Raw genomic sequence first — 26,820 nt, forward strand, 5'->3', positions numbered from 1 at the left:
TAAATTGAAGAAGAACGTTCTTATCATTGGTGCAGGAGGTGTCGCCAAGGTGGTGGCCCACAAGTGCGCACAGCATAACGACGAACTCGGTCGTATTGCGATTGCGTCACGGAACATCTCCAAATGCCAGGCCATCATCGACAGCGTCAAGGCCAAGGGTAGCCTCAAGGTACCCGCAGACATCCAGGCCTTCTCGCTCAACGCCCTCGATGTCGAGGCGACCAAGGCACTGATCCGCGAGACCGAATCGCAGATCGTGATCAACGTCGGTTCCGCCTTCCTCAACATGTCGGTGCTGCGTGCCTGCATCGATACCGGTGTCGCTTATCTCGATACCGCGATTCACGAAGAACCGGGCAAGATCTGCGAAACCCCGCCCTGGTATGGCAACTACGAGTGGAAGCATCTCGAGGAGTGCCAGCAGAAGAACATTACCGCCATTCTCGGTGTCGGCTTCGACCCGGGTGTGGTGAACAGCTACGCAAAACTCGCGCAGCAGCAGTACTTCGACCGCATTGATTCGATCGACATTCTCGACGTCAATGCCGGTTCCCACGGCAAGTACTTCGCCACCAACTTCGACCCGGAAATCAACTTCCGCGAGTTCACCGGGCAAGTATGGAGCTGGCAGAACAGCCAGTGGACCAGCAACACCATGTTCGAGGTCAAGCGCACCGACGACCTCCCGGTGGTGGGTTCGCAGAACCTCTACCTGACCGGTCACGATGAAGTACATTCGATCTCGAAGAACCTGAACGTACCCAATGTGCGTTTCTGGATGAGCTTCGGCGAACACTACATCAACGTGTTCACCGTGCTGAAGAACCTCGGCCTGCTCTCCGAGCAACCGGTCAAGACCGCCGAAGGCCTTGAAGTCGTGCCGCTGAAAGTGGTCAAGGCCGTACTGCCCGATCCGGCTTCCCTGGCTCCGGGCTACACCGGCAAGACCTGCATCGGCGACCTGGTCAAAGGCACCAAGGACGGCCAGGCACGCGAAGTGTTCATCTACAACGTCGCCGACCACGAAGAAGCCTACGCCGAGACCGACAGCCAGGGCATCTCCTACACCGCTGGCGTGCCGCCAGTGGCCGCAGCCCTGCTGGTCGCCCGCGGCGAGTGGGATGCAGGGCGCATGGTCAACGTCGAGGAACTGCCCGCCGAGCCGTTCCTCAAGGCGCTGGACGTGATGGGCCTGCCGACCCGCGTCAAGGATGAAAAAGGCGATCGTCCATGGGACGCTGAAGCCTAAGCAGCAAAAAGAAGGGGCGCCCGTTGGCGCCCCTTCTGCATTTCACCCCTGGCGCGCAACCGCCACGCACTTGATCTCCACCAGCAGCCCGTCATGGGCCAGTTCGCTGACACCAATACAGGTCCAGGGGCAGGTACCCCGCGGGAACAGCGCGTCCTTGACCTCACGAAACACCGCCATGTGCTCGCGCAAGCCGACATGATAAGTGGTCAGTTCCACCACATCCGCGAAATCACAACCGGCAGCCGCCAGCACGTCCCTCAGGTTTTCCCACGCCGCGTGAAACTGCTGCCGCGGGTCGGCAATGACCTGCAGATCCGCCGTACGCCCCACCTGACCTGCCAGATACAACGTATTACCGACCTTCAAGGCCGGCAGATAACCGGCACGTTCGGCAAGTTTCTGCTGGGAAGCGGGAATGATCGGAGTGTGGTCGCTCATTGAGGATGTCCAGTGCTTGAGATTGGACGCATCTTAGCAAGCGAACGCGAAAGCGAGCTGCGGTATGGCGGCACGCTTTCGAGACTATAGCTCCGCATCTGGCGGCCCCGCACCAGGGCCGCCAACCGCCGGGCTCAGCCCGCTGGCGAAGTCAGAGGCTGCAGCTGCAGCACTTCATTGGTGTAGTCCCACTCCTCCTGCACCTTGTCAGGATGCTCGTTCAACTTGAGCCCGTAGCTTGGGATGATCTGGTGCAGCTTCTCCTGCCAGGGTGGTGAAGCGACCTTGTCCTTGAACACCTTGCGCAGCAGGTCGAGCATGATCGGTGGCGCGGTCGAGGCGCCCGGCGAGGCACCCAGCAGGCCGGCAATGGTGCCGTCGGCAGAGGTCACGACCTCGGTGCCAAGCTTGAGCACCCCGCCCTGCTCAGGGTCGTTCTTGATGATCTGTACGCGCTGCCCAGCCTGCCACAGGCGCCAGTCTTCTTTCTTGGCATGGGGGAAGTAAGTCTGCAGCGCAGCGAAGCGGTCGTCGTCCGATTGCATGACCTGGCCGATCAGGTACTGCACCAGGTCGAACTCGCGGACCCCGACACGCACCATCGGCCAACTGTTGTGTAGCGTCATGCTGCCGAACAGGTCGAGCAGCGAGCCTTCCTTGAGAAACTTGGTCGAGAAGGTTGCAAAAGGCCCGAACAGGATCACCCGCTTGCCGTCGAGCACCCGCGTATCCAGATGCGGCACCGACATCGGCGGCGCCCCCGTCGAGGCGATGCCATAAGCCTTGGCCATGTGGCGCTCGGCAATGGCAGCGTTCTCGGTCACCAGGAACGATCCCCCCACCGGGAAACCTGCGTACTCCTTCGCCTCGGGGATGCCTGACTTCTGCAACAGAGGCAGCGCCGCGCCACCGGCGCCGATGAACAGGAACTTGGCATCGGTGGCCGACGTACTGCCATCTTTGAGGTTCTTGTACTGCACATGCCACGAGCCGTCGTCGTTGCGGGTGATGTCCTGCACTTCGCTGGAGAGCTTGAGGTCGAAGTTGGGGCGGGTCTGCAGGTACGTCACGTACTGACGGGTGATCTCGCCGAAATTGACGTCTGTGCCGATCGGCGTCCAGGTCACCGCAAGCTTCTGGTTCGGGTCGCGCCCTTCCATCATCAACGGCACCCACTTGGCGATCTGTGCGTTGTCTTCCGAATACTGCATGGGCTTGAACAGCGGGCTGGCCTGCAGCGCCTCGTAGCGCTTGCGCAGGAAACGGATATTGTCATCGCCCCAGACAAAGCTCATGTGCGGTGTGGCGTTGATGAACGAACGTGGGTTCTTCAGTACTCCCTGCTTGACCTGCCAGGCGAGAAACTGTCGGGTGACCTGAAACGACTCGTTGATCTCCACGGCCTTGCTGATGTCGATCTTGCCGTCCTTTTCAGGGGTGTAGTTCAATTCGGCCAGCGCCGAATGCCCGGTACCGGCGTTGTTCCAACCGTTTGAGCTTTCCTCGGCGACCTTGTCCAGCCGCTCGATCATCTCCATCGACCAACCGGGTTCGAGCTCGTTGAGCCACACGGCCAGCGTGGAGCTCATGATCCCGCCGCCCACCAGCAGCACATCGACCCGCTTGCCCTCGGCGGCCTGCACGGCCGTGAGGCCAAAGGCCAAGGCCAGGCCCGCCAGGGCCGGTTTGAATGCGATTACTCTGTTCATGTGCTCCCTCCGTCGAGGCACCGCTGGCCCCGATCCTGTCCGTGAATGTGCCTTGCCCCTGGTCCGAGTGATCGTGCCTGTGGCGTACGAAATCCCAGGCAAGCTTAGCTGAGTGATTCACTCAGGTTAGCCGCTCGCGCATTCAGGCTGTGGTGGTGGAACCGAGGTCAAGCCGTCAGGCAACTTCAAGAAGCCTCTTGCAACTCGACCGCTCTGCAAATACTGTATGAAAAACCAGTATATCGAGACATCCCCATGCAACTCATCGCCAAGCTCGGCATTCTCGCCGACGCCGCCAAATACGATGCATCCTGCGCCAGCAGCGGCGCGCCCAAGCGCAGCTCGCGGGGGCGTGACGGGCTTGGCGCCACCGATGGCATGGGCATCTGCCACAGCTATACCCCTGACGGGCGCTGCGTGTCGCTGCTCAAGGTGCTGCTCACCAACTTTTGCCTGTACGACTGCCAGTACTGCGTCAATCGCCGCTCCAGCAACGTGCCTCGCGCACGCTTCAGCCCCGAGGAAGTGGTGCGCCTGACCCTCGACTTCTACCGGCGCAACTGCATCAGCGGGCTGTTCCTGAGCTCGGGCATCATCCGCTCGGCCGACTACACCATGGAGCAGTTGAACCGCGTTGCCAGGCTGCTGCGCGAAGAGCACGGTTTCCGCGGCTACATCCACCTCAAGACCATCCCCGACGCCGACCCGCTGCTGATCGAAGAAGCCGGGCGCCTGGCCGACCGGCTGAGCGTCAACGTCGAGCTGCCCACCGAGGCCAGCCTCAAGCGCCTGGCGCCGGAAAAACAGGCACACACCATCCGCCAGGCCATGGGCGTGATTCACCAGGGCCAGCAGGCCGTGGCCGGCGAACCACGAGCGCCGCGTTTCACACCGGCCGGGCAGAGCACCCAGGTAATCGTCGGTGCCGATACCACCGACGACCGCACCCTGCTGCGCAACGCCGAATCGCTGTACCAGGGCTATGGTCTCAAGCGCGTGTACTACTCCGCCTTCAGCCCGATCCCGGACAGCCCGAATAGCGTGCCGCTGGCCGCACCGCCGCTGCTGCGCGAGCACCGCCTGTACCAGGCCGACTTCCTGATGCGCGGCTACGGCTACAAGGCCGGCGAGCTGCTCGGCCAGGCCGGTAACCTGGCGTTGGACATCGACCCCAAGCTGGCCTGGGCCCTGGCCAACCGCGAGGTCTTTCCGCTGGACCTGAACCGCGCCGAGCCCGCCCTGCTCGCCCGCATTCCCGGTATCGGCCTGCGCAGCGTACAGCGGCTGGTGGCGCTGCGACGCGAGCGGCGGATCCGCTACGACGATCTGATCCAACTGCGCTGCGTGCTGGAAAAAGCCCGGCCGTTCATCGTCACCAGCGATTACCGCCCGGCCCAGGCCGAACTGCGCAGCGGCTTGCTGCGCCAACGCCTGCGCGAACCGCAGGCACCGGTGCAGATGGGGCTATGGGCATGATCGCGCTGGATTGCGACGACCTGTTCGGCACCTGGCGCGACCAGGCGCGGGTGCTGCTCGGCCATGGCATCGACCCGGCCGAGGTGACCTGGGGCCAGGGGCCGATGGACGACCTGCTGGCCATCCCCACGCCTTTGCCACAAGGGCCCGGCCCCTTCCGTGCGCGGGTGCCCGCGGCCTTGCTGGCACAGCTTGAGCAGGCCGCTCGCTATCGCGGCGAACAACGCTGGAACCTGCTGTACGAAGTCCTCTGGCGTGTCGCCCATGGAGATCGCACTGCAATGCTCGCCGGCGACCGCCTGGGCAGCGAGTTGCAGCGGCGTATCAAGCAGGTCTCCCGCGAGGCGCATCACCTGCACGCCTTCGTGCGCTTCGTGCCGTTGCCGGAAGCGGTCGCCGAGCGCCTGCAACTGGACCTGGTGGCCTACCACGAACCTGCCCATGACATCCTCGAAAGCGCCAGTGGCCATTTTGCCGACCGCCTCGGGCGCCAGCGCTGGCTGATCGCAACGCCCACCGATGGCATACGTTTCGACGGCAGCGAGCTCGACTACCGTCGGCAATGTCCGCGTGAGTGGGTCGACTGGGCGCGCCATGCCGAAGATCCCGACGCCGAGCTGTGGCGTACCTACTACCGCTCCACCTTCAACCCGGCGCGGCTGAACCCTGATGCCCTGCGCCTGCACATGCCGGGGCGTTTCTGGCGCCACCTGCCCGAGGGCATGCTCATCCCCCAGCTCGAAGGTTTGGCGCGCCAAGGCAAGCAACGCGACGGGCAGGCACTGGAGGTTGGCTTGCAACGTGGCAAGCGGGTCGGGCGCTGAGCGTCGTTGTTGCCTACACTTTCGCTGATTGCCTCTGATTTCCGGGAGCCACCATGGACGATTCCAGCCAAGGCAAGCCACCCACCTTCTGGCAGATGCTGCACAGCATTCTGGCTGCCGCCTTCGGCGTGCAGAGCGGCAAGAACCGCGCGCGCGACTTCACCCACGGCAAGGCCAGCCACTTCATCGTGATGGGGGTGATGTTCACCCTGGTGTTCATCCTGGTGCTGGTGGGGCTGGTGCAGTTGGCGATGCATCTGACGGGGCGGTGAAACAATCATTTGACGCGCGCAGGCCAGAACGCACCCGCCCGCGGAATTCCCTCCCGCGGGCGGCTCAGGTTGCAGTTCACGGTCTGAAGTTTGCGTTACTGATGGCTGACCCAGTACACAGCGGTCACGACAACCAGCACGATCAGGCACAGGATCGCCCAGGCGTCGACACTGCTGTCAGGCTTGCGGAGCTTGGTCGGGTTTCCCATTGCATTGCCTCTTGTAGTGGTTATGGGAATGCACGTCACACCAGCAGTTAAGTCCAGCAATGCCCTTTGCTCAAGCAGGGTCTTTCAATAATCGACGGGTGACGTCAGGAACGGGTAGCGATAGTCGGTGCCCCGCCCCTCTGCGCTGTAGCGGCGAAAGTCGATGCCATAGCCTTTGCGGGCGCTCAGTTCCAGCCAGCGCTGCGCCTTCGCCGCATCGATGGCCTGCAGCACCGGCAGGCGGTACAGGTGTTGCCCGTCACGGTCCATCGACAGGCCCCGGGCGTCGTCATGCAGCATCACCATGGCCCAGCCGCCCAGGCTGAAATGCCCGCCCATGAGCACGCTCAGCCGCCCATCCACGCGCGCCTGCAAGGCCTCGGGCGAACTGTTGACCGCGCTGAACAACACATCGCGTCCCGGCACCAGGCCAGCCGCCTCGAACGCCTGCATTGCACCGAACGCCATCTGGTCGTTCGCCGACCACACCAGGCGCACCCGCGGATAGCGCTGCAGCAGCAACTTGGCCTGCTCGAAGGCCCGTTGGCGGCTCCAGCCGCCATACACCAGCTGGCGCAAGCGTACGTGCGGAAACTCGGCCAACGCCCGCTGCATGCCTTGCTCGCGCAGTTGCGAAGCAGGCGTGGTGCTGATGCCGGAAAACGCCAGCAGCTCGATCGGTTCGCCTGTTGGGGGCAGGCTGGCGACCAGGTCGTGCAGCATCTGGTATCCCGCCTGTTCGTCATTGCCGACCAGTGAGCCGAGCAGCGGCGCGTACTTGCCCGGCTGTGCCTGAATCGCCTCGGCCTGCCCCTCGGTCAGGCCGTTGTTGACCAACAACAGCTTGACCCCGCTGCCCTGCGACAGGCGCATGATCTCTGGCGCCACATACTGCTCGTTGACCAGCACCAGGTAGTCGGGCTTGTGCTCGCCCTGCAGGATCGCCCGCGCCTGCTCCAGTAGCCGCTCGGCCTGGCGCTCGCCGTACTCCACGCGCAGATCCATGCCCAGGTCGTCGGCCGCCGCTTGCATGAAACGCGAATAGCCAACCCAGAACGTCTCATCGGACAACCCGGGATTGAGAAAAACCACCGAAGCGGCTTGGGCGTTTGCCACCAGCGGCAGACCCAGGCACAGGCTGCGGCACAGCGTCCTGATGACCATGCGAGACATCCCTGCAAAAGCAAAGGATACAGTATAACGGCGCATGGCCATCACGGATAAATAGCAGCCAGTCTCACTTAGTCCAAATGGTTCTTTTCATATGCAAAAACATCACTTTAGCGCATAAATACAACCTGTTATCGTTCCCCCGCTCCGACCCGGAGTGCGCGGCCGTGCGCGCGATTAGCTGCATGCAGCCTGAGACAGGACTTTTATGTACGTATACGACGAGTACGATCAGCGGATCATCGAGGACCGCGTCAAGCAGTTCCGTGATCAGACCCGCCGCTACCTGGCCGGTGAGCTGAGCGAAGAAGAATTCCGCCCTCTGCGCCTGCAGAACGGCCTCTACATCCAACGTTTCGCCCCGATGCTGCGCGTCGCCGTGCCCTACGGCCAGTTGAACGCGCGCCAGGTCCGCATGCTGGCCAAGATTGCCCGCGACTACGACAAGGGCTACGCGCACATCTCCACCCGCCAGAACGTGCAGTTCAACTGGCCTGCGCTGGAAGACATCCCGGACATCCTGGCTGAACTGGCCACCGTGCAGATGCACGCGATCCAGACCAGCGGCAACTGCCTGCGCAACACCACCACCGACCAGTTTGCCGGCGTTGCCGCAGACGAGCTGATCGATCCACGCCCCTGGTGTGAGATCGTCCGCCAGTGGACCACCTTCCACCCGGAATTTGCCTACCTGCCGCGCAAGTTCAAGATTGCGATCAACGGTTCGAAGGAAGACCGCGCGGCCATCGAAGTGCACGACATCGGCCTTGAGCCTGTGCGCAACGCAGCTGGCGAGCTGGGCTTCCGCGTGCTGGTCGGTGGCGGCCTGGGCCGCACGCCGGTGGTCGGTTCGTTCATCAATGAGTTCCTGCCCTGGCAGGACCTGATCAGCTACCTCGACGCCATCCTGCGCGTGTACAACCGTTACGGCCGTCGTGACAACAAGTACAAGGCGCGGATCAAGATCCTGGTCAAGGCCCTGACGCCAGAAGTGTTCGCCGAGAAGGTCGAGGCCGAAATGGCCCACCTGCGTGGCGGCAACAGCACCCTGACCGAAGCAGAAGTCCAGCGCGTCTCGCGTCACTTCATCGACCCCGAGTACCAGGCCCTCGACAATGTCGACTACAGCGCCCTGGACCAGGAGCACCCAGGGTTCGCCCGCTGGCGTTCGCGCAACACCCGTGCGCACAAAAAGCCTGGCTATGTGGCCGTGACCCTGTCGCTCAAACCTACCGGCGTCGCTCCTGGCGACCTGACCGACAAGCAGCTCGATGCCGTGGCGGACCTCGCCGAGCGCTACAGCTTCGGCTTCCTGCGCACCTCGCACGAGCAGAACATCATCCTCGCCGACGTCGAGCAGCGCCAGCTGCACGCACTGTGGCTGGAACTGCGTGAAGGCGGTTTCGCCACGCCCAACATCGGCCTGCTGACCGACATCATCTGCTGCCCAGGCGGCGACTTCTGCTCGCTGGCCAATGCCAAGTCGATCCCGATCGCCGAATCCATCCAGCGCCGCTTCGACGACCTGGACTACCTGTTCGACATCGGCGAGCTCGACCTCAACATCTCCGGCTGCATGAACGCCTGCGGCCACCACCACGTGGGCCACATCGGCATCCTCGGCGTGGACAAGAAAGGCGAGGAGTTCTACCAGGTGTCGCTGGGCGGCAACGCCGCGCGCGATGCGAGCCTGGGCAAGATTCTCGGCCCCTCCTTCGCCCAGGACGACATGGCTGACGTGATCGAGAAGCTGATCAACGTGTACGTCGAGCAGCGCAACGAAGACGAGCGCTTCATCGACACCTACCAGCGTATCGGCATCGACCCATTCAAGGAACGCGTCTATGCAGCGAATCATTAAGAACAACCAGCTCATCGACGAAACCTGGCACCTGCTGCCCAAGGAAACCTCGTTCGACGAGCTGACCAACTGCGACGACTACATCGTTCCACTGCAGCTGTGGCGCGACCATGCCCATGCCCTCAAGGCCCGCGACGGCGGCCTGGGCGTGTGGCTGGACAGCGACGAAGAAGCCGAGGAAATCGGCGAGGACGTCCAGCACTTCCAGGTCATCGCCCTGAACTTCCCGGCCTTCACCGACGGGCGCAACTACTCCAATGCGCGCCTGCTGCGTGATCGCTACCAGTACAAGGGCGAGCTGCGTGCCATTGGCGACGTACTGCGCGACCAACTGTTCTACATGGCCCGCTGCGGCTTCGATGCCTTCGCCATCCGTGCCGACAAGGACCCGGAAGACGCGTTGCAGAGCCTGAAGGACTTCTCGGTCACCTACCAGGGTGCCACCGACGAGCCGCTGCCGCTGTTCCGCCGCCGCTGATCGCCGCCTGCTGTAACGAACGGCCCGCCTTCTCGCGGGCCGTTTCGTTTGCGCGTTTTTTCTAATGTTGAGTGCTGGCCTGCCGATATCACGGGTGTACCCGTATCTCTATTCGGCAGGACGCTAATGAATCCGATAGCAGCTGCACAGCGCCTGGCCCCGGTCCTGACTGCCCCGCAACCGGCCCCGGCCAGCGCCAGCAACCCGACCGGCATCGCCAGTGTCTCGGCAGTCCCGAGCACCAGCGTGATTCTCGGCCAGAGCAACACCATCAGCGATTCCGAGACCTACTCGCGCCAGGGTCTGCTGCCAGGCCAGGTCCGCTATGTCTGGGAAAAGGACAGCCAGGACAAGCTCGCCACCACGCTGCAGACCGCCTTCCAGTCATCCAGCAGCGCGGGCCGCTTCAAAGGCATTGGTGCGGCCTTGATCGAACAGCTCGCACAGAACGGCGGAAAGAACATCTCGCAGTCGGTGTTCGCCTTCAGCGACGACTCTCCAATCGACCCTGGCGTGCTCAAGCTGCAGCAGCAGCGCCTGCGCGAGAATCCTGACAGCGGCGTCACCTTCAGCCTGACCACCGCGTCCGGCGCGACCATTCGCTTGTCGCTGGCCAGCAGCGAAAAGGGCCTGGCGGTGAGCGCGGAAGTCGAAGGCGGCTCGCTCAGCAGCGAAGAACTCAAGGGCCTGGGCAACCTCGCCGACGCCTTCCAGTCCACCATCGATGGCCTCAACGAGGTGCCACCCCAGCTCAAGCTCGGCGCACTGGTCAAGCTCGATCCGAAGCTGTTCAGCGCATTGCAGATGAGCAGCAAGTTCGAATCCCTGAGCGGCGAGCAGACGTTCTCCCTGAGCCTCGATGACAAGGCGCGCAGCCTCAGCCTGCAGGGCCCGACCGGCCAGGTGCAACTGAGCCTGGACACCCAGGACGCCGAGCTGCTGGGCAAGTCGGCGCAGCGCAAGGCGGCGATCGACAACTACCTGACCCAGTTCGACGCCGCCCAGCGCCGTGGCCGTGGCGACGAGAACCTGATGAACCTGTTCAAGAACGCGTTCACCCAGCTCAACAGCATCGACGACAATCGCCAACCTGCGGTGCAAAGCCCGACGGCCCTGAACGACAAGGACCGTGCCCTGCTCAGCGGCCTGGCCGACTTCAGCGCCTCGATCAGCGAAACCACACGCAGAAGCAACCCGATGCGCCTGGACGAAACCGACAGTTTCACCTTCAGCACCTCGCAGAGCACCACGGTCAAGAGCCGCGGCCTGCAGGACCGGTCGGTGGAGCAGAACCAGCAGAGCAAACTCACCGCCTCGTTCCACCGCGGCCTCAATCCGCTGACCAACCTGGTGCTGGGCAGCGACCGCGAGTCGCAGAACTACAGCTACCACCTGATCGACGACCAGGCCAGCAGCACCACCCGCCTGGCCTATGACAAAGGCCAACTGGTGGAAGCCAGCGCGACCCAGCAGGCGAGCCAGAAAGAGCGGATCCTCACCTATGTCGATGGCGACCTGAAAAGCGACGTGACCACGCCCAAGGCAGTGACCCAGTCGCGCAACGTGCTGAACCTGCTCAGGGATGCATTCGAGCAGGACCGCATCGCCCAGCGCGACCGCGGTGTGTCGCTGCTCGAAGGGCTGCTGCAATCGCAGCGCAGTCGCTGGTTGCTGCAGACCGATCCGTCGAAGATCGCGGCCTGACAAAGGACCTGTGGGAGCGGCGAACCGCCGCCGCCACAGGGACTCAGTCAAGCTCAGAGAAGGCTTACCCCCGCACCCCCAGCATCCCGCGATCGACGATGAAATCGATCACCGCCTGCAACCCGTCACCCTTCTTCAGGTTGCTGAACGTCCAGGGTCGCTCGGGGCGCATGCGGTTGGTGTCGCGCTCCATTACTTCCAGCGAAGCCCCGACATAAGGTGCAAGGTCGGTCTTGTTGATCACCAGGAAGTCCGACTTGGTGATGCCCGGCCCGCCCTTGCGCGGGATCTTCTCGCCTTCGGCAACGTCGATCACGTAGATGGTCAGGTCGGCCAGTTCCGGGCTGAAAGTGGCGCTCAGGTTATCGCCACCACTCTCCACGAAGATCACCTCCAGGTTGCCGAACTTGCGCGCCAGCGCCTCGACCGCCGCCAGGTTCATCGAGGCGTCCTCGCGAATCGCGGTGTGCGGGCAGCCGCCGGTCTCGACACCGACGATACGCTCAGGCTCCAGGGCCCCAGCCTCGGTGAGGATGCGCTGGTCCTCCTTGGTGTAGATATCGTTGGTCACCACGGCGATGTGGTAATGGTCACGCATGGCCTTGCACAGGGCCTCGAGCAGCGCGGTCTTGCCGGAGCCGACCGGGCCGCCGACACCGACGCGCAGGGGTTGCTGATAGCTTTGCATGTTGGCAGTCCTCAGGAACGGAACAAACGGGTGTATTGGGTTTCGTGTCGTGACGAGGCGATGGCCAGCAGCGGCAGGCCGCCGCCCAGTTCGTCATCGCCAAGGGTCAGGGCCTGGTCGAGCACGGCGGGCAACTCGGCGCCCAAGTCGCGCAGCAAGGTCTGGGCCGCCTGCTGGCCGAAAGGCACCAGCTTGACCCCGGCCATGACCGCGCCTTCCAGCCAGGCGAAGCCATGGCCGAGGGCCAAGTCGCGCAGCGGGATCGACCAGTGCGCGCCCAGCCAGGCCATGCCACCGAGCTGGGATAGCTCGATGCTCTCACGCCAGGCCGGCGCCTGGGCCAGTTGCCAGCCATCGAGCAGCCGCGCCAGGGCGCTGCCCCGCTGGCGCTCTTCAAGCCGCAGCTCGGCCGTCTCCCGGTTGGCCAGCAGAAACTGGGTCCAGCGTGCGAAGGCCTCGGCATCATCGTCCTGGCATGCGCGGTAGAGGCGCGCCAGCAACGGCCAGTCGAGACAGCCCAGGGTGTCGTGCAACTGCTCACGCTGCCAGGCACAAAAGCCGGCCGTGTCACGCACCCAACCGGCCTCGACGGCCCACTCCAGACCTTGCGAGTAGGTGAAACCACCCACCGGCAGGCCCGGGCTCGCCAGTTGCAGCAGACGCAACAGCGCCAGGTCGCTGCTCATCAGCCGGCCAGCACGAACGCGGCGCCGGCCAGCAAGCCACCACCGAACAGCTTCTGCAGCTTGCTGTGGCGGCGCAGCAGACAGCCTACGCCGAACCCGACCACCAGCAGCAGCGCACTGACGGTGACGAAGCCTGCACTGAACATCCAGAACGCGCTGGGCGTCGCTTCCACGCCGTGGGCCCAGCCATGGAACAGGGCGAACACCGGCATGGCGAGGGCCAGCAGCACCTGGCGATTAGGCTGCAGCATGGCGCAGGCGGCCACCACCAGCGAGATGGAGATCATGGTTTCGACACCCACCAGGTCACCGAACAGATGCCCCAGCACCGCGCCGCCGAACATCGCCGAGAGGGTGGCCAGGGGCAAGCTCAGGTTGCGTCGGGTCAGCGCGGCCAATACGCCGGTACCCAGCAGCATGAGCAAGTGGTCCAGGCCTGTCAGCGGGTGCAGCAGGCCATCCTGCAGCGGGTTGTTGTCGTGGCCGGGGTGGGCGAAGGCTGGCAAGGCAATCATCAGTAACGCCAGGGCAAGGGCTTTTTTCATTATGTGCTCCAAAGCAATTCGGAAGGATTACAGGCGAACGAAGGGATGATCGTGGGCGTGGCCGTGAGGGGCGCTCTGGTAGGCGCCAGCCTCCGGCTCGAACGGCGCCTGCTCGATCAGCACCTCAAGGCCCAGGCCGCGCACCATTTCGTCCAGCACATGATCATGCTGGTAGCGCAAAAGGCCGGCCTCGATCTGCAACGGCACATGGCGATTGCCCAGGTGATAGGCCGCACGCGCCAGCAACAACGGATCGGCGCAGCGCACCGTGGACACACGCTCCGGTGCCGCCAGCACCTGCACCAGGTGCTGGCCATCGGCATCGGCCAGCAGTTCGCCACCGCGCAGCAGATGGCCGCGCTCAAGCATCAGGCCGGCATCGCGGCCATCGTCGAGGGTCACGCGCAGGCGGCTCTTGATTCGGCTGTCCACATCCAGGGTGACAGTACCGGTGACCGAGGCAGCCTCGGCGACACGGCGGGTCAGGACAATCATGCTTGCTCCTTCAGAACAGGAAATAACGCTGGGCCAGCGGCAGTTCGCTGGCCGGTTCGCACACCAGCAACTCGCCATCGGCGCGCACCTGGTAAGTCTGGGCATCGACCTCGATCAACGGTTGCAGGCCGTTATGCACCATGTCGGCCTTGCGCACCCGGCGACAGCCGCGGGTGACCCCGATCAGGCTGCGCAGCCCGAGCTCCTCGGCCAGCCCACGGTCCATGGCGGCCTGGGGCAGGAAAGTCATGCGCGTGGCGTGGCGAGCTGCACCGAAGCTTGCGTACATCGGACGGTAGTGCACCGGCTGCGGGGTCGGGATCGAGCCGTTGATGTCGCCCATGGGCGCCGTGACGATCAGGCCGGCCTTGATCACCGCCGACGGCTTGACACCGAAGAACGCTGGCGACCAGACCACCAGGTCGGCCAGCTTGCCCACCTCCACCGAACCGACCTCGTGCGCGATCCCATGGCTCAGCGCCGGATTGATGGTGTACTTGGCGATGTAGCGCTTGACCCGGAAGTTGTCGCTGTAGCTGCTGTCCGGCGCCAGGGGCCCACGACGCACCTTCATCTGGTGGGCCACCTGCCAGGTCCGCAGCACCACTTCGCCGACCCGGCCCATGGCCTGGGAGTCGGACGACGTCATGGAGAACGCGCCCATGTCGTGGAGGATGTCCTCGGCGGCGATGGTCTCGCGGCGGATACGCGACTCGGCGAAGGCCACGTCTTCGGCAATGCTCGGGTCCAGGTGGTGGCAGACCATGAGCATGTCCAGGTGCTCATCCACGGTGTTGATGGTGTAGGGCAAGGTCGGGTTGGTCGAGGACGGCAGCACGTTGGCCTGCCCCGCCGCGCGAATGATGTCCGGCGCATGACCACCGCCCGCCCCTTCGGTGTGGAAGGTGTGGATGGTGCGATCGCCAATCGCTGCCAGGGTGTCCTCGATGCAGCCGGATTCGTTGAGCGTATCGCTGTGGATCGCGACCTGGATGTCCATCTCTTCGGCCACGCTCATGCAGCAATCGATGGCCGCCGGCGTCGAACCCCAGTCTTCGTGCAATTTCATGCCCATGGCACCGGCCGCGATCTGCTCGCGCAGCGGTTCGGGCTTGGAGACGTTGCCCTTGCCGAGAAAACCGATGTTGATCGGCAAGCTGTCGGCAGCCTGGAGCATGCGCGCCAGGTACCAGGGCCCCGGCGTACAGGTGGTGGCGTTGGTACCGGTCGCCGGACCGGTGCCGCCGCCGATGAAGGTAGTGACGCCGCTGGTCAGGGCTTCATCCACCTGCTGCGGGGAGATGAAGTGGATGTGTGTGTCGATGCCGCCTGCGGTGACGATCTTGCCCTCGGCGGCGATCACTTCCGTCGCTGCGCCAACCGGGATGGTGACGTCGGGTTGAATGTCCGGGTTGCCCGCCTTGCCGATGGCGACGATACGCCCTCCGCGCACGCCGATGTCGGCCTTGACGATCCCCCAGTGATCGATGATCAGCGCATTGGTCAGCACCAGGTCCACAGCTTCGGCAGCCAGCATCTGGCCCTGCCCCATGCCATCGCGAATGACCTTGCCACCACCGAACTTGACCTCCTCGCCATAGATCGTGAAGTCCTTCTCGACTTCGACCCACAGCGCCGTATCGGCCAGGCGCACGCGGTCGCCGACGGTGGGCCCGAACATGTCGGCGTAGGCCCGACGGGAAATACGGCTCATGCCTTGCCCTCCAGCGCGCCCATCACCTTGCCCTGGAAGCCATACACCTCACGCTTGCCAGCGTAGGCCACCAACTGCACGGTACGTGACTGGCCAGGCTCGAAACGCACGGCGGTGCCGGCGGGGATGTCCAGGCGAAAACCCCGGGCTGGTTCGCGCTCGAACACCAGCGCATCGTTGACTTCGTAGAAGTGGTAGTGCGAGCCGACCTGCACCGGGCGGTCGCCATGATTGGCAACGCTGACGCTGACCGTTTCACGGCCGACATTGAGCTCGATGTCGCCTGCGGCGACCTGGATTTCTCCGGGAATCATGAATGCCTCCTGGGCAGCGTCAGACGATAGGCTCGTGGACCGTCACAAGCTTGGTGCCATCGGGGAAGGTCGCTTCCACCTGGACGTCGGGGATCAGCTCCGGCACGCCCTCCATGACCTGGTCACGGCTGAGCACCTCGCGGCCCAGGCTCATCAGCTCGGCAACCGTGCGACCGTCACGCGCGCCCTCCATCACTGCGGCGCTGATCAGTGCCACAGCTTCCGGGTAGTTGAGCTTCAATCCACGGGCCAGGCGGCGCTCGGCGACCAGCGCGGCCGTGAACAGCAGCAGTTTGTCTTTCTCTCTCGGGGTCAGCTCCATGGGAGGCTCTCTCAGGTGGCCCAGATGCGCGGCGGGCTCGGCGCCAGGCCCAGGACGGCCGGGCGCAACAGATGCCAGAGGCGCTGCAGGGTGCGTTGCACATGTTGGTTGTCGTTATCGAGCAGGCGAATCACCAGCAACGGCCCGAGCAGGGTCGCGCCAGCCGGAGTGTCCACGTCGTCGAGCACCTGGCGTACCTGCTCAAGCAGGTGCGTATCGGCAGGTGCGGCGCAGAAGGTCGCGACCAGCGGATAACCGCCGAGTTTTTCCAGATGCCCGCCCTCTATGCGCAGGCGCTCGTGGAGCCCCGGCTCGTGGGGCAGCTCGACCTGCAGCCGGCTGTCGAGGGCGCCATGATCGAAGTGCTCGTTCATCACCGGACGGCCCAGGCACAAGGTTTCCCAGGCCAGCAGGCGAGCGCCGGGTTCAAGGGTGAAACGGCTGTCGAGCCGGGCGCGGGCGCCGTCGAAGAAGATGCTGTCGTGAGGCAGCCATTCCAGCGTGCTGTCAGCCGCCAGGTGGAAGCGTTGCGCCAGCTGCGCGGTCGGACCGATGCTGCGGTAGAACTTGCTCGCGCCCGGCATGGTCAGCAGCGCGTGGCTGCCAGGCTCCAGATGGATATCGAGTTCGAGCCGGTCACCTGCGACGATGCCGCCGGGCGGGTGAAGGATGTAGACATGACACGGCGCGCCTTCAGGATAGAACGGGCGCTGCACCAAAAGAGGGCCGTAATGTTTGCGCGCACCAAGGCGAGTCACGTCCCCGCGCTTGACGAAGCGCAATTGCAGGTGAGCACTCCAGCCGCTATCGCCTTCAGATTGTTCGAATTGTTGCGCGGACGACATCCTGCAGCCCCTGAAATCCGTGGTGTGGCTAAATATTGGCTGATCTGTCGCGTTTACCTACGATGGGGTACGCAATGACCGCTTGTCTGAATTGCTGAACTGATATAGCAGGTTGCGGGCCAACTCCGCAGATGAACGAAGATGAAATTTTTCGGTCGCCGCTCCGGGATAGGGCGCCGCGCACAACCGCGGAGCGGCCTTGAGCCCGGTTTCGGTGCTTATGGGCCCAGGGGCTGCGTCAGTGGCTGCAGAGTGCTTCAAGCAGGCTTACCCGCGAAAACGGCACCGCGATATTCGCCACGGCGCTGCGACAATCCACCACACCAACACCGCCACCCTCCCCGCCATCCGAATGGTAGATTCGCGGCCATGAAAACCACCCGTCGGACACGTTCGCTGACCGCCTGGACGCTCTATGCCAGCGTTCTGTTCAGCCTGTTGCTCTGTGGCCTGCACCACGGCCAGATGAGTGGCCTGCGTCTGTCGGGCCTGGACGGTGGTTTCTGCGCCCTCGACAGCACCGGCAAAGGCCCGGCCATCGACCTGGGCGACAGCAGCAGCGACCAGCACATGGCCCAGCTCGATTGCCCGGTATGCTCCTCCTTTGCACTGGCCGTGCCGCTGACCGGTAGCCTGTGGTCATTCCCTGCAGCACACAGCGGGGCCCCCTCGCCGATCATCGTGCGCAGTTGGGCGCAGCCGCCGCCGCGCTACCTGCGCCCCGCCATCCCGCCCCGCGCATCCCCTTCCGATTTCCCCGCAGCAGCTCCCCTCGCCTGACCCCAGGCGGGCACGCCCGTGCCCGCGGGTCAGCCATGACCTTTGCGTGGAATCACTACAACATGATCCGCAACACTTCTCTGATGCTCCTGATGGGCACCACCTGCACCTGCACCTGTGCCTGGGCCGACGTCGCCCCCGTGCAACTCGACGCCACCACCATCGACGCCGAACAGCAGGCGCCCTCCGGCGTGCAACTGGACGAACCGATCCGTACCGGCTCGCGCCTGGGCCTCACCGCACGGCAGACACCCGCTTCGGTCAGCGTCTCGGACCGCCGGGTGATCGAGCAGCGTGACGCCAAGGACAGCCAAGACGTGATCAACGCCATGACCGGCGTCAACGCCTCGGCCAACCCCGGCTACGGTGGTTTCGTCGCCTACCGTGGCTTCACCCAGAACCAGGTGACCCAGCTCTACAACGGCATCAACCTGGGCTACAGCAGCGCCACCCGTCCGGTGGATGCCTGGGTGCTGGATAGGGTCGAGCTGATCGGCGGACCGTCGTCGTTCCTGCATGGCGCCGGTGCCGTGGGTGGCTCGATCAACTACATCACCAAGCTCGCCAGCCGCGAAGCGCAAACCCTTGATGGGCGCATCCGCTACGGCAGCTACGACGACTCGGAAGTCGCCTTCGGCATCAACCAGGCCCTGGCCGAGAACCCCGCCGATGCCCGTCACTTCGCGCGCCTGGACTTCAGCCACAGCCAGGGTAATGGCTACATTGACCGCAACCAGCGCAACACCGACAGCCTGGCCTTCTCGTTGCTCAGCGACCTCACGCCCAACCTCACCCACACCCTGGCCTTGGAGTACCAGGAAGACAAAGAGGACAGCCCCTACTGGGGGTCGCCCATCCTGCCGGGGCGCAGCACCATGAAGATCGACAAGAGCCGCCGCTTCGAGAACTACAATGTCGCCGACGGACGCTACGAGCAGCGAGTGCGCTGGCTGCGCTCGATCCTCGATTACCAGGTGAGCGACAGCACCAGCGTGCAGAACACCCTCTACCACTACAATGCCCAGCGTGATTACCGCAATCTTGAAAGCTACCGTTACAACAGCGCCGGCAACGTGGTGCGCTCCAGCCCCTACCTGCAGCGCCACCAGCAGAGCGTGATCGGCGATCGCGTCGAGCTGCGCCACGACAACAGCCTGTTCGGGCTGAGCAGCCAGTGGTCGCTGGGGCTGGACTGGTCGAGCATGCACCAGACCCTGTACCCGACCTCGGGCAGCTACAGCGACGTGGTCGATCCGGATCACTTCGACCCCGGCAGCTTCTACGACATTCCAGGCGTCAATCGCGGCCTGACCAAACAACGACGCAACGAGGTGCTCAATCGCGCACTGTTCGCCGAGAACCGCCTGCAACTGACCGACCGCCTGGCCCTGCTGACGGCCCTGCGCTACGACTACCTGGACATGCAGGTCACCAACTATGGCCCGGTCAGCCCCAGCTCGCCGGCCTACTTCGAGCGCCGCTGGGAGCCGCTGTCCGGACGCATCGGCCTGACCTACGAGCTGACGCCGACAGCCAGTATCTATCTGCAGTACAGCAACTCCGCCGACCTGCCAGCCGGTTCGCTGGCATCGGCGACCTATTCCAACGTCGGCTTGTTCGATCTGTCCAAGGGCGAGCAGTGGGAGGCCGGCAGCAAGTTCGACTTCCTTGACGGACGCGGCGCCGCCACCGTGGCGGTCTACCAGATCGTGCGCAAGGATTTCGCGGTGCGTGACGCCAACGACCCCAACCTGACGGTGCAGGCGGGCCAGCAGACCTCGCGCGGTATCGAGCTGTCCGGGCGCCTGCAGGTCACGCCCAAGCTGTTGGCCGAGGCCAACTACGCCTATGTCGATGCCCGATACGATGAATTCAACGAAGCGGTGGGCGGCGTGTCGGTATCTCGCAAAGGCAATGCGCCGGTCAACGTGCCGGCCAACGTCGCCAACCTGTGGTTGAGCTATGCCTTCACTCAAGACTGGTCGGCCGGCGTGGATGCTCGCTACGTAGACTCGGTCTACGCCGACAACGCCAACAGCCTGAAGGCCCCCGCCTACACCCTGTTCGGCGCCTTCGCCCGCTATCGCCTGGACCAACACACCACCCTCACCGGTCGCGTACGCAACCTCACCGATGAGGTGTATGCCAAGCAGGCTTATGGGCAGCAGTACTACATGGGCGCGCCGCGCACCTTCGAGGTGGCGATGGATGTGAAGTTCTAGCGCGGCACTACGCGCAGAGCAAAGCATCTGAATGCTGGCGTGCCACCTATGGGAGCGCGCCAGCTTGATGCTCGCAAGGATGGGTACGCTACATCGGTCGATCCGACGCCAGCAAACGTTCTAGCCCCTGCCACTCCTGCTCGCTGACCGCCACGCCTTCGCGCTGCGAAACCGCCCGCTCCCTGAACCGCCGCTCCCCCGGCAAACGCGACAACCCCGCCGTGTGCATCTGCTCTACCAATGCACGACTGCGCTCGGCAAAACGCCCGCCTTCGGCCTTGCTCGGGTCGATGACAATGATCAACTGCCCGGTCCAGGGGGTCTTGGCGCCTGGATGTTGCGACCAGTCGAACTCCCAGGAAAAATGCCCGCCCGTCAGCGCCGCCGCGAGTAGTTCGACCATCATCGACAGCGCCGAGCCCTTGTGCCCACCGAACGGCAGCAAGGCGCCGCCTTCGAGAATCGCCTTGGGATCGGTGGTCGGCTCACCTTCGGCATCGACGCCGACACCTGGCGGCAATTGCTCACCCTGGCGCGCAGCGATCTGTAAATCGCCATGGGCCATGGCACTGGTGGCCATGTCGAAGACGATCGGGGCGAGCCCCTGGCACGGCGCCGCGAAGGCGATGGGATTGGTGCCGAACAACGGTTTGCGTGCGCCATGGGGCACCACGCAGGTCATGCTGTTGACCACACTCAATGCAACCAGGCCCTCTTCGGCAAAGGGTTCCACATCTGGCCAGAGCGCCGCGAAATGGTGGGAGTTATGGATAGCCAGCACGGCAATACCCGCCTGCCGCACCTTCTCCACCAACAGCGTGCGTGCCGCCGCCAGGGCTGGCTGGGCGAAACCGCCCCTGGCATCGACCCGCACGAAGCCTGGAGCGACATCCGTGACCTCGGGCACCGCAGCGCCATCGACCCAGCCGCTGGCCAGGGTCGAGACATAACCCGGCATGCGGAACACACCATGACTGTGCGCACCATCGCGCTGGGCGCTGGCGCAGTTGGCGGCCAGCACTGCGGCCACTGCGTCGCTGCATCCATGACGCTGGAAGATCTGCTGCAACCGCTCCTGCAACTGCGCAAGAGGAACACGTACGACAGGACCTGTGGACGGTGCGGACATCTGAAGCTCCCTTTATTGGATTTGAAATGGCGATGGCCCAGGGCACTGCCTGCCACTCTTCCCTCGGCGAGGGTGTGCTGTCAAATCCGGCCAGCGCCGCAAACGCCAGGTTTATTGCAGCGCTGCAAAGACCCGACTGCATCGTTAAATATTATTGACCTACGCCCCTGCCAAAGCCTTGTCGGCTCAGGCTTGCAGCAGGTAAAGCCCCCGAAAACAGGCCGATTACCCGATGAAGCCGACGCGTCAGTCGTTTGACATATTAAACGGCTCTGGCAAGCTATGAAGCATGTTCCGACCGGTTCCGCAGCCTTCAAGCCGCGCCGGCAGTGCTCGGGACCACAGGTCACGCATCAAGGGCCCAAGGCCGCGGACCTGCACAACAACGACAGGTAAAACCTGTCCCAAGGTGACATATGTCCAACAGCAACATTGGCAACAAGCAACCCTCCCTGCGCAAGCCCGTCGTCCTGATGACCATGGGCAGCCAAGAGCGCAAAGGTCACGACTATCAGGTCATGACCCATAAATACATCACTCCCCTGGTCGATTTCGCAGACTGCATCCCGGTCCTGGTCCCGACCTGCTGCGGCACCGACGCCCTCGAGGCGTACCTGGACATGGCCGACGGCATCTACCTGACCGGCGCCGGCAGCAATATCGATCCGGCTCTCTATGGCCAGGAGAACGAAACCCCCGGCAAGGCCCAGGACAAGAACCGCGACCTGTTCGACATCCCCCTGGTGCAACTGGCCATCGCCCGCGGCCTGCCGATCTTCGGCATTTGTCGCGGCATGCAGGAAATCAACGTGGCCCTGGGTGGTGACATCTACCAGAAGGTCTACGCCGAACCAGGCTTCAACGACCATCGCGAAAACCCTGAAGACCCGGTAGACGTGCAATACGCCGCCTCCCACGGGGTGAAGATCAAACCCGGCAGTTGGTTGCGTGAAACCCTGGGCACCGACGAGATCCGCGTGAACTCGCTGCACGGTCAGGGTCTGCGCAACCTCGGCGAAGGCATCGAGCCGATCGCCCACGCCGAAGATGGCCTGGTCGAGGCCATTCATGCACCGAGCATTTCGCCCTTCCTGTTCGCGGTGCAGTGGCACCCCGAGTGGCAAGCGGCGAAGAACCCGGATTCGATCAAGATGTTCCAAGCCTTCGGCGACGCCTGCCGCGCCCAGGTCCGCAAGTCCCAGGCCAGCAAACGCCACCAGGCGGCCTGACCCCCTCTTCGTCAGCTTTGATCGCGGGGCGGCGCAAGGTCGCCCCCGCTTCCCCGGTCACCCTCTGCTGGTCCCAGAACACCTCCCGTGGAAGCGGGCGGCGGGCTTGTGCCTGTCTCCGCGATCTTTTTTTTCCTGAAGACATACGATGACTGATCGACCGCAGTGCACGATCGGCCGTTTCGGTTGGCTGTTGCGGCGCTATCGCGGGACGAGCCCGCTCCCGCAAAAGCGCAGTTCCAGGTGATCCGCCAGCAGCTGCCGCTCACCGCGACAGGGCCCAGCGGATAGGCATCGCTGCAAAAATTTCTCGGGCAGGGCTAGTCATCGTACAAGTTGTACGATAACTTACCTCTCACCTTGGTACACCTTCTTACCCAAGCGCCCACAGGATGCCTACAACAATGAATCCACAAGAACTGAAATCCATCCTCTCCCACGGCCTGCTGTCGTTCCCTGTCACCGACTTCAACGCCCAGGGCGACTTCAACCCCGCCGGCTACATCAAGCGCCTGGAATGGCTGGCCCCCTATGGTGCCAGCGCACTGTTCGCCGCCGGTGGCACCGGTGAATTCTTCTCCCTCGCTGCCAGCGAATACAGCCAGGTGATCAAGACCGCCGTCGATACCTGCGCCACCTCCGTACCCATCCTGGCTGGCGTGGGCGGTGCTACCCGCCAGGCCATCGAGTACGCCCAGGAAGCCGAGCGCCTGGGCGCCAAAGGTCTGCTGCTGCTGCCGCACTACCTCACCGAAGCCAGCCAGGACGGCGTAGCCGCCCACGTTGAGGCCGTGTGCAATTCGGTGAAGATCGGTGTGGTGGTCTACAACCGCAACGTCTGCCGCCTGAACGCGGCGCAGCTCGAAAAACTGGCTGAGCGCTGCCCGAACCTGATCGGCTACAAGGATGGCCTGGGTGATATCGAGCTGATGGTGTCGATTCGTCGCCGCCTGGGCGATCGCTTCAGCTACCTGGGTGGCCTGCCGACCGCCGAGGTGTATGCTGCGGCTTACAAGGCGCTGGGCGTGCCGGTCTACTCCTCGGCCGTGTTCAACTTCGTCCCCAAGACCGCAATGGACTTCTACAACGCCATCGCCCGCGACGACCACGCCACGGTCGGCAAGTTGATCGATGACTTCTTCCTGCCATACCTGGACATCCGCAACCGCAAGGCCGGTTACGCCGTGAGCATCGTCAAGGCCGGCGCCAAGCTTGCTGGCTATGATGCAGGCCCGGTACGCACCCCGCTGACCGACCTCACCGGCGAAGAGTACGAAATGCTCGCCGCCCTGATGGACAAGATGGGCCCGCAATAAGCGCAGCCCCGCGGCCTGCCAATGCCGCTGCCGGAGTGCCACCCGCGCTCCGGCCCACAATCCGAATGCCCCGCACAACAATAAATAGTGGGAGAACACCAGCATGCAAGCGACGAAAAAGACGCATGTACGCTACCTGATCCTGTTCATGCTGTTCCTGGTGACCACGATCAACTATGCCGACCGCGCCACCATCGCCATCGCCGGTTCAAGCCTGCAGAAGGATCTGGGCATCGACGCGGTCACCCTCGGTTACATCTTCTCCGCCTTCGGCTGGGCCTACGTGGCCGGGCAGATTCCCGGCGGCTGGTTGCTCGACCGCTTCGGTTCGAAGAACGTCTACGCATTCAGCATCTTCACCTGGTCGCTGTTCACCTTGCTGCAAGGTTTCGTCGGCGGCCTGCCGGTGGCCTGGGCGGTCGTCACCCTGTTCACCCTGCGCTTTCTGGTCGGTTTCGCCGAAGCCCCGTCGTTCCCGGGCAATGCCCGGATCGTTGCGGCCTGGTTCCCCACCGCCGAACGCGGCACGGCTTCGGCGATCTTCAACTCGGCGCAGTACTTCGCCACCGCGCTGTTCGCACCGCTGATGGGCTGGATCGTGTTCACCTTCGGCTGGGAGCATGTGTTCGTGGTCATGGGCGCCCTTGGCATCCTGTTCTCGATGGTATGGATGAAGACCATCTACAACCCTCGCCAGCACCCACGCATCAGCCAGGCCGAACTCGAGCACATCGAGCAGAACGGCGGCCTGGTGGACATGGACCAGAAACGCAGCAACGACGGCCCGAAATGGGGCTACATCAAGCAACTGCTGACCAGTCGCATGCTGCTGGGCGTGTACCTGGGCCAGTACTGCATCAACGCCATCACCTACTTCTTCCTGACCTGGTTCCCGGTGTACCTGGTGCAGGAGCGCGGCATGACCATCCTCAAGGCCGGCTTCATCGCCTCCTTGCCGGCCATCTGCGGCTTCATCGGTGGGGTGCTGGGCGGAGTGCTGTCGGACTGGCTGCTGCGCCGCGGCAACTCGCTGACCTTCTCGCGCAAGCTGCCAATCGTCTGCGGCCTGTTGCTGTCGACCACCATGGTCTTCTGCAACTACGTCGACGCCGAGTGGATGGTGGTCGGCTTCATGACCCTGGCCTTCTTCGGCAAAGGCATCGGCGCCCTGGGCTGGGCCGTGGTCGCCGACACCTCGCCCAAACAGATCGCGGGGCTCTCGGGTGGCCTGTTCAACACCTTCGGCAACATCGCGTCGATCACCACGCCGATCGTCATCGGCTACATCATCAGCGCCACCGGCTCGTTCAAATGGGCGCTGGTGTACGTGGGCGCCAATGCGCTGGTAGCGGTATTCAGCTACCTGGTGATCGTCGGCCCGATCAAGCGCATCGAGCTCAAGGAAGAAGCTGGGCCGCAAGCGGCGCCGAACGCCGAACTGGCCGGCTCGCGCCAGTAACCTGAAGCACGCCGACGCCCGGCAGCGGGCGTCGGTAGCCGGATAAAAGCCTGAAAGAAATGACAAGAAGGGCCTGACCATGCAGTTGATCGAACATTCCGAGTCGCCCCGCTACGTCCGCCTGCACGATGACGACAATGTCGTGGTGGTGGTCAATGACGGTGGCCTGGGCGAAGGTGCGCGCTTCGCCGATGGCCTGACCCTGGTCGAGGGCGTGCCGCAAAGCCACAAGGTCGCCACCGTCGATATCCACCAGGGCGAGCCTGTACGCCGCTATGGACAGATCATCGGTTATGCCCTGCAAGACCTGCGTCAGGGCAGTTGGGTTCAGGAAACCCAGTTATCGATGCCCGCCGCCCCCGAACTCGACAGCCTGCCGCGCTGCGACGCAGTGCCCGCGGCCCTGCCACCACTTGAAGGCTTTACCTTCGAAGGCTATCGCAACGCCGACGGCACCGTCGGTACCCGCAACATCCTCGGCATCACCACTACCGTGCAATGCGTGACCGGCGTGCTCGACCACGCGGTCAAACGCATCCGCGACGAGCTGCTGCCCAAGTACCCCAACGTCGATGACGTGGTCGCCCTCACCCACAGCTACGGCTGTGGCGTGGCGATCAACGCGCGTGACGCCTATATCCCCATCCGCACCGTGCGCAACCTGGCGCGCAACCCCAACCTGGGCGGCGAAGCCCTGGTCATCAGCCTGGGTTGCGAAAAGCTGCAGGCCGGCCAGGTGATGCACGAAGACGACCCGTCCGTGGACCTCAGCGAGCCCTGGCTGTATCGCCTGCAGGACGCTTCGCTGGGTTTCGTCGAGATGATCGAACAGATCATGCAACTGGCTGAAACCCGCCTGAAGAAGCTCGACCAGCGCCGTCGCGAAACGGTGCCGGCCAGTGAGCTGATCCTGGGCATGCAGTGCGGCGGCAGCGACGCTTTCTCCGGCATCACCGCCAATCCGGCGCTGGGCTATGCCGCCGACCTGCTGGTGCGCGCCGGTGCCACGGTGATGTTCTCGGAGGTCACCGAGGTCCGCGACGCCATCTACATGCTCACCTCCCGCGCCGAAACCCCGGAAGTGGCCGACGCGCTGGTACGCGAAATGGACTGGTACGACCGCTACCTGCAACAGGGTGCAGCCGACCGCAGCGCCAACACCACGCCGGGCAACAAGAAAGGCGGGCTCTCGAACATCGTCGAAAAGTCCCTGGGCTCGATCGTCAAGTCCGGCAGCGCTGCGATCCAGGGCGTGGTCGGCCCAGGCGAGCGCGTCGCACGCAAAGGCCTGATCTTCTGCGCGACGCCGGCCAGCGACTTCGTCTGCGGCACCCTGCAACTGGCAGCGGGCATGAACCTGCACGTGTTCACCACGGGTCGCGGCACACCTTACGGGCTGGCCATGGCCCCCGTGGTCAAGGTCTGCACCCGCAGCGAACTGGCCCAGCGCTGGCCCGACCTGATCGACATCGATGCCGGGCGCATCGCCAGCGGTCGAGCAAGCATCGAGGAGCTGGGCTGGGAGCTGTTCCACTACTACCTCGACGTTGCCAGCGGCCGCAAGCAGACCTGGGCCGAGCGGCACAAGCTGCACAACGACATCACCCTGTTCAACCCGGCACCGATTACCTGACAGCGTTCTCTCTGTGGGAGCGGGTTTACCCGCGAACACCGGCGCCGCCG

25 protein-coding genes are annotated in these 26,820 nt (G+C 63.9%); 13 read left to right on the forward strand and 12 right to left on the reverse strand.

The features are described 5' to 3' along the window. Positions 1–4: 4 nt before the first annotated feature. A complete protein-coding gene (locus tag ACMGGG_RS11815; RefSeq protein WP_063545038.1) occupies positions 5–1,249 on the forward strand; it encodes a saccharopine dehydrogenase family protein in 1,245 nt (414 codons plus the stop codon). Between the two features lie 42 nt (positions 1,250–1,291). Here the strand turns inward: ACMGGG_RS11815 and ACMGGG_RS11820 are convergent, their stop codons facing one another. Next, positions 1,292–1,690 (reverse strand): RidA family protein, encoded by a 399-nt coding sequence (locus tag ACMGGG_RS11820; RefSeq protein ID WP_414155535.1) that lies wholly within the window; start codon positions 1,688–1,690, stop codon positions 1,292–1,294. A 134-nt stretch (positions 1,691–1,824) separates the two neighbouring features. Further along, positions 1,825–3,399, reverse strand: a complete 1,575-nt coding sequence (gene mqo / locus ACMGGG_RS11825) for a malate dehydrogenase (quinone) (RefSeq protein WP_414155536.1) — start codon at positions 3,397–3,399, stop codon at positions 1,825–1,827. 255 nt (positions 3,400–3,654) lie between these two features. On the opposite strand from mqo, the gene ACMGGG_RS11830 reads away from it, so the two are divergent. From ACMGGG_RS11830 to ACMGGG_RS11840, 3 genes are read left to right on the forward strand one after another with little or no spacing between them, the layout of a single operon-like run. Continuing rightward, a complete protein-coding gene (locus ACMGGG_RS11830) occupies positions 3,655–4,875 on the forward strand; it encodes a putative DNA modification/repair radical SAM protein (RefSeq protein ID WP_153773757.1) in 1,221 nt (406 codons plus the stop codon). Further along, positions 4,866–5,699 (forward strand): TIGR03915 family putative DNA repair protein, encoded by an 834-nt coding sequence (locus ACMGGG_RS11835; protein WP_414155537.1) that lies wholly within the window; start codon positions 4,866–4,868, stop codon positions 5,697–5,699. The genes ACMGGG_RS11830 and ACMGGG_RS11835 overlap by 10 nt, the downstream gene beginning before the upstream one ends. Before the next feature lie 53 nt (positions 5,700–5,752). After that, on the forward strand, positions 5,753–5,971 hold the full coding sequence (locus tag ACMGGG_RS11840; protein ID WP_054890753.1) for a DUF2970 domain-containing protein: 219 nt from the start codon (positions 5,753–5,755) through the stop codon (positions 5,969–5,971). 293 nt (positions 5,972–6,264) lie between these two features. On the opposite strand, the gene ACMGGG_RS11845 is transcribed toward ACMGGG_RS11840, so the two are convergent. Next, the gene (locus ACMGGG_RS11845; RefSeq protein ID WP_414155538.1) at positions 6,265–7,344 is read right to left on the reverse strand and encodes an ABC transporter substrate-binding protein; all 1,080 of its coding nucleotides are present in this window, start codon (positions 7,342–7,344) and stop codon (positions 6,265–6,267) included. A gap of 214 nt (positions 7,345–7,558) precedes the next feature. Between ACMGGG_RS11845 and ACMGGG_RS11850 the strand changes: the two genes are divergently transcribed. The 3 genes from ACMGGG_RS11850 (at position 7,559) to ACMGGG_RS11860 (ending at position 11,393) form a co-directional block, all read left to right on the forward strand. Beyond that, positions 7,559–9,211: a nitrite/sulfite reductase gene (locus ACMGGG_RS11850; protein WP_063545044.1), complete on the forward strand. Its 1,653-nt coding sequence runs from the start codon at positions 7,559–7,561 to the stop codon at positions 9,209–9,211. Next, a complete protein-coding gene (locus tag ACMGGG_RS11855; RefSeq protein ID WP_054890756.1) occupies positions 9,195–9,689 on the forward strand; it encodes a DUF934 domain-containing protein in 495 nt (164 codons plus the stop codon). The genes ACMGGG_RS11850 and ACMGGG_RS11855 overlap by 17 nt, the downstream gene beginning before the upstream one ends. 126 nt (positions 9,690–9,815) lie before the next feature. Then, positions 9,816–11,393 (forward strand): hypothetical protein, encoded by a 1,578-nt coding sequence (locus ACMGGG_RS11860; RefSeq protein WP_414155539.1) that lies wholly within the window; start codon positions 9,816–9,818, stop codon positions 11,391–11,393. 64 nt (positions 11,394–11,457) lie between these two features. Here the strand turns inward: ACMGGG_RS11860 and ureG are convergent, their stop codons facing one another. The 8 genes from ureG to ACMGGG_RS11900 are packed head-to-tail and all read right to left on the reverse strand — an operon-like array spanning position 11,458 to position 17,002. Next, entirely contained in the window at positions 11,458–12,081 is a 624-nt protein-coding gene (gene ureG / locus ACMGGG_RS11865) for an urease accessory protein UreG (protein WP_054890758.1), read from the reverse strand. Positions 12,082–12,092: 11 nt separating this feature from the next. Further along, positions 12,093–12,767: an urease accessory protein UreF gene (locus tag ACMGGG_RS11870; protein WP_054890759.1), complete on the reverse strand. Its 675-nt coding sequence runs from the start codon at positions 12,765–12,767 to the stop codon at positions 12,093–12,095. Further along, complete coding sequence (locus tag ACMGGG_RS11875) at positions 12,767–13,312, reverse strand: HupE/UreJ family protein (protein ID WP_414155540.1); 546 nt, start codon at positions 13,310–13,312, stop codon at positions 12,767–12,769. The genes ACMGGG_RS11870 and ACMGGG_RS11875 overlap by 1 nt, the downstream gene beginning before the upstream one ends. 27 nt (positions 13,313–13,339) lie before the next feature. Then, positions 13,340–13,807: an urease accessory protein UreE gene (ureE, locus tag ACMGGG_RS11880; RefSeq protein ID WP_112898380.1), complete on the reverse strand. Its 468-nt coding sequence runs from the start codon at positions 13,805–13,807 to the stop codon at positions 13,340–13,342. A 10-nt stretch (positions 13,808–13,817) separates the two neighbouring features. Continuing rightward, positions 13,818–15,521, reverse strand: coding sequence for an urease subunit alpha (gene ureC / locus ACMGGG_RS11885; protein ID WP_414155541.1), 1,704 nt, complete (start codon positions 15,519–15,521; stop codon positions 13,818–13,820). Then, positions 15,518–15,835: an urease subunit beta gene (locus ACMGGG_RS11890; protein WP_054890763.1), complete on the reverse strand. Its 318-nt coding sequence runs from the start codon at positions 15,833–15,835 to the stop codon at positions 15,518–15,520. Before ACMGGG_RS11890 ends, ureC begins: the two co-directional genes overlap by 4 nt. 19 nt (positions 15,836–15,854) lie before the next feature. Next, positions 15,855–16,157 carry an urease subunit gamma gene (locus tag ACMGGG_RS11895; protein ID WP_054890764.1) on the reverse strand — a complete coding sequence of 101 codons (303 nt, stop codon included), beginning with the start codon at positions 16,155–16,157 and terminating at the stop codon, positions 15,855–15,857. 11 nt (positions 16,158–16,168) lie between these two features. Further along, positions 16,169–17,002: an urease accessory protein UreD gene (locus tag ACMGGG_RS11900; protein WP_197890760.1), complete on the reverse strand. Its 834-nt coding sequence runs from the start codon at positions 17,000–17,002 to the stop codon at positions 16,169–16,171. A 369-nt stretch (positions 17,003–17,371) separates the two neighbouring features. Here ACMGGG_RS11900 and ACMGGG_RS11905 point away from each other — a divergent pair, with 369 nt between their 5' ends. Both ACMGGG_RS11905 and ACMGGG_RS11910 read left to right on the forward strand, forming a co-directional pair. Continuing rightward, on the forward strand, positions 17,372–17,782 hold the full coding sequence (locus ACMGGG_RS11905) for a DUF2946 domain-containing protein (RefSeq protein ID WP_112898382.1): 411 nt from the start codon (positions 17,372–17,374) through the stop codon (positions 17,780–17,782). 62 nt (positions 17,783–17,844) lie between these two features. Further along, entirely contained in the window at positions 17,845–20,004 is a 2,160-nt protein-coding gene (locus tag ACMGGG_RS11910) for a TonB-dependent receptor (protein WP_414155542.1), read from the forward strand. An 88-nt stretch (positions 20,005–20,092) separates the two neighbouring features. Here ACMGGG_RS11910 and ACMGGG_RS11915 read toward each other — a convergent pair whose 3' ends face one another. Continuing rightward, the gene (locus ACMGGG_RS11915) at positions 20,093–21,133 is read right to left on the reverse strand and encodes an Ldh family oxidoreductase (protein ID WP_414155543.1); all 1,041 of its coding nucleotides are present in this window, start codon (positions 21,131–21,133) and stop codon (positions 20,093–20,095) included. Positions 21,134–21,549: 416 nt separating this feature from the next. Between ACMGGG_RS11915 and ACMGGG_RS11920 the strand changes: the two genes are divergently transcribed. The 4 genes from ACMGGG_RS11920 to garD all read left to right on the forward strand — a co-directional run bounded on the left by ACMGGG_RS11920 (position 21,550) and on the right by garD (position 26,770). Beyond that, positions 21,550–22,362: a gamma-glutamyl-gamma-aminobutyrate hydrolase family protein gene (locus tag ACMGGG_RS11920; RefSeq protein WP_063545051.1), complete on the forward strand. Its 813-nt coding sequence runs from the start codon at positions 21,550–21,552 to the stop codon at positions 22,360–22,362. A 404-nt stretch (positions 22,363–22,766) separates the two neighbouring features. After that, complete coding sequence (gene kdgD, locus ACMGGG_RS11925) at positions 22,767–23,678, forward strand: 5-dehydro-4-deoxyglucarate dehydratase (RefSeq protein WP_054890769.1); 912 nt, start codon at positions 22,767–22,769, stop codon at positions 23,676–23,678. 103 nt (positions 23,679–23,781) lie between these two features. Next, entirely contained in the window at positions 23,782–25,137 is a 1,356-nt protein-coding gene (locus ACMGGG_RS11930) for an MFS transporter (RefSeq protein ID WP_054890770.1), read from the forward strand. 79 nt (positions 25,138–25,216) lie between these two features. Then, positions 25,217–26,770 carry a galactarate dehydratase gene (gene garD / locus ACMGGG_RS11935; protein WP_151924565.1) on the forward strand — a complete coding sequence of 518 codons (1,554 nt, stop codon included), beginning with the start codon at positions 25,217–25,219 and terminating at the stop codon, positions 26,768–26,770. Positions 26,771–26,820 lie beyond the last annotated feature (50 nt).

Source organism: Pseudomonas sp. BNK-44-b, assembly GCF_047456245.1.
Classification (GTDB): Bacteria; Pseudomonadota; Gammaproteobacteria; order Pseudomonadales; family Pseudomonadaceae; genus Aquipseudomonas; species Aquipseudomonas machongensis.